The sequence below is a fragment of the Streptomyces sp. NPDC006265 genome, from assembly GCF_040613555.1.
Lineage (GTDB): Bacteria > Actinomycetota > Actinomycetes > Streptomycetales > Streptomycetaceae > Streptomyces.
The window spans coordinates 1-1,607 of record NZ_JBEXSH010001346.1 but is presented as its reverse complement, the minus strand read 5'-3'; the positions used below and the strand labels follow the sequence as shown (position 1 = coordinate 1,607).

Annotated in this window: 2 protein-coding genes and 1 pseudogene; 1 reads left to right on the top strand and 2 read right to left on the bottom strand. The window is 71.3% G+C overall.

The genetic code is table 11. The features are described from left to right. Nucleotides 1–33: 33 nt before the first annotated feature. Complete coding sequence (locus ABZ281_RS48695; RefSeq protein WP_356665197.1) at nucleotides 34–810, top strand: aminotransferase class IV; 777 nt, start codon at nucleotides 34–36, stop codon at nucleotides 808–810. Nucleotides 811–880: 70 nt separating this feature from the next. Here ABZ281_RS48695 and ABZ281_RS48690 read toward each other — a convergent pair whose 3' ends face one another. After that, entirely contained in the window at nucleotides 881–1,348 is a 468-nt protein-coding gene (locus ABZ281_RS48690; protein ID WP_356665195.1) for a carboxymuconolactone decarboxylase family protein, read from the bottom strand. Between the two features lie 48 nt (nucleotides 1,349–1,396). Then, nucleotides 1,397–1,607: pseudogene (locus ABZ281_RS48685) on the bottom strand (hypothetical protein); the annotation flags it as partial.

The window sequence follows — 1,607 nt, the reverse complement described above, 5'->3', positions numbered from 1 at the left end:
GTCTCTCACTTGTGGAGCTGCAGCCGTCGTGGAGTGCATCCTCGTGTACGCGCGTGGCCCCACCTGGCCCGGGCCCCGGAGCAGGCGGCGGGAGGGCGGCTGCTCGTCGCGGACTCGTGGCTGCTGCGCGAGGGCAGGGTGCGGGCCTACGCCCGGCACCGGGAGCGGTTCTCGCGGTCCTGCGGTGAGTGCGGCGGACCGGATCCGCGCCGGCTCGTCGCGTTCTGGCAGGACGTGACCGCCGCGCTGCCGCGCACGGGGGCGTGGTTCCCCCGGGTGGAGCTGGCGGCCGGGTCCCTGGAGCTGCGGCTGCTGCTGCGACCCGCTCCGCCGCTCGGTGCGGAAGTGCGTCTGTGGGCGGCGGGCCAGTCCGATCCGCGGACCGTGCCGCGGCGCAAGGGCCCTGATCTGGACGCCCTGGCCCGGGTGCGCCGCCGGGCCACGGGCGAGGGTGCGGAGGAAGCGGTGCTGATCGTCCCCTCGGGCACGGTCCTGGAGTCGGCCACCGCCGGTGTCCTGTGGTGGGAGGACGACACCCTGTGCCTGCCCCCGCCGCGGCTGCCCGTCCTGCCGAGTGTGACGGCCGGGCTGGTCCAGGAACGGGCGCTGCGCTCCGGGTTCCGGATCGCTCACCGCGAGAGGACCGTGGCCGAGCTGGACGGCCGTGAGGTGTGGCTGGTGAACGCGCTGCACGGAATCAGGCCCGTGACGGGCTGGGCCGGACGGTCGATGCGGGTGCCTCCGGCGGAACGCGCCGGGGAATGGCGCAGATGGCTGGACGACATGATGGAGCCGCTGCCGGCCGACTGAATGGCGGGGAAAAGCGGGGTAAAAGAAGCGCCGGATCGAATTCGACCCGGCGCGCCTCCCCTTTCCCTTTTCAGCTTTTCGGGACCATGCGCGTCGCTATCGCGATGCGGTTGTAGGCGTTGATGACGGTGGCCGCCCAGACGAGGGCCGCGATCTGGTTCTCGTCGAAGACCTCGGCCGCTTCGGCGTAGACGGAGTCCGGGACGCGGCCGTCGTGGACCAGCGTCACCGCCTCGGTCAACGCCAGTGCGGCGCGCTCGCGTTCGGAGAAGAACGGCGTCTCCCGCCAGGCGGCCAGGGTGTGGAGGCGCTGCTCGGTCTCGCCCTGCCCGCGGGCGTCCCTGGTGTGCAGGTCGAGGCAGAACGCGCAGCCGTTGATCTGCGAGGCGCGGATCCTGACCAGTTCCAGCAGTTCCGGTTCGAGCTTCGCGTCCTGGGCCGCGGATACGGCGGCGGCGTGCAGGGATCCCATTGCCGCGGAGACGTCGGGGGTGATTTTCTTCAGGGCGACACGGGTTATGGAAGAACTTTCACTCATGGGGTGACCATATCCTTCGGGAGGTATTCCGGAGGGTAATTCGCGCGATTATCCGGGCAGTACCGCGCACAGCGCGTCCAGCGCCCCGGACCAGGTGTGGTCCGGCGGGGTGCCGTATCCGACGACCAGGGCGTCGACGGGCTCGGCCGGAGCGGCGGGGTTGCTGTAGCGGGCGAGTCCGTGGAGCGCGAGACCCCGCCACTGCGGGCTTGAGCGTGCGGTAGTTGATCGTCTCGGGCTTCTTGACCTCGCCGTGGCT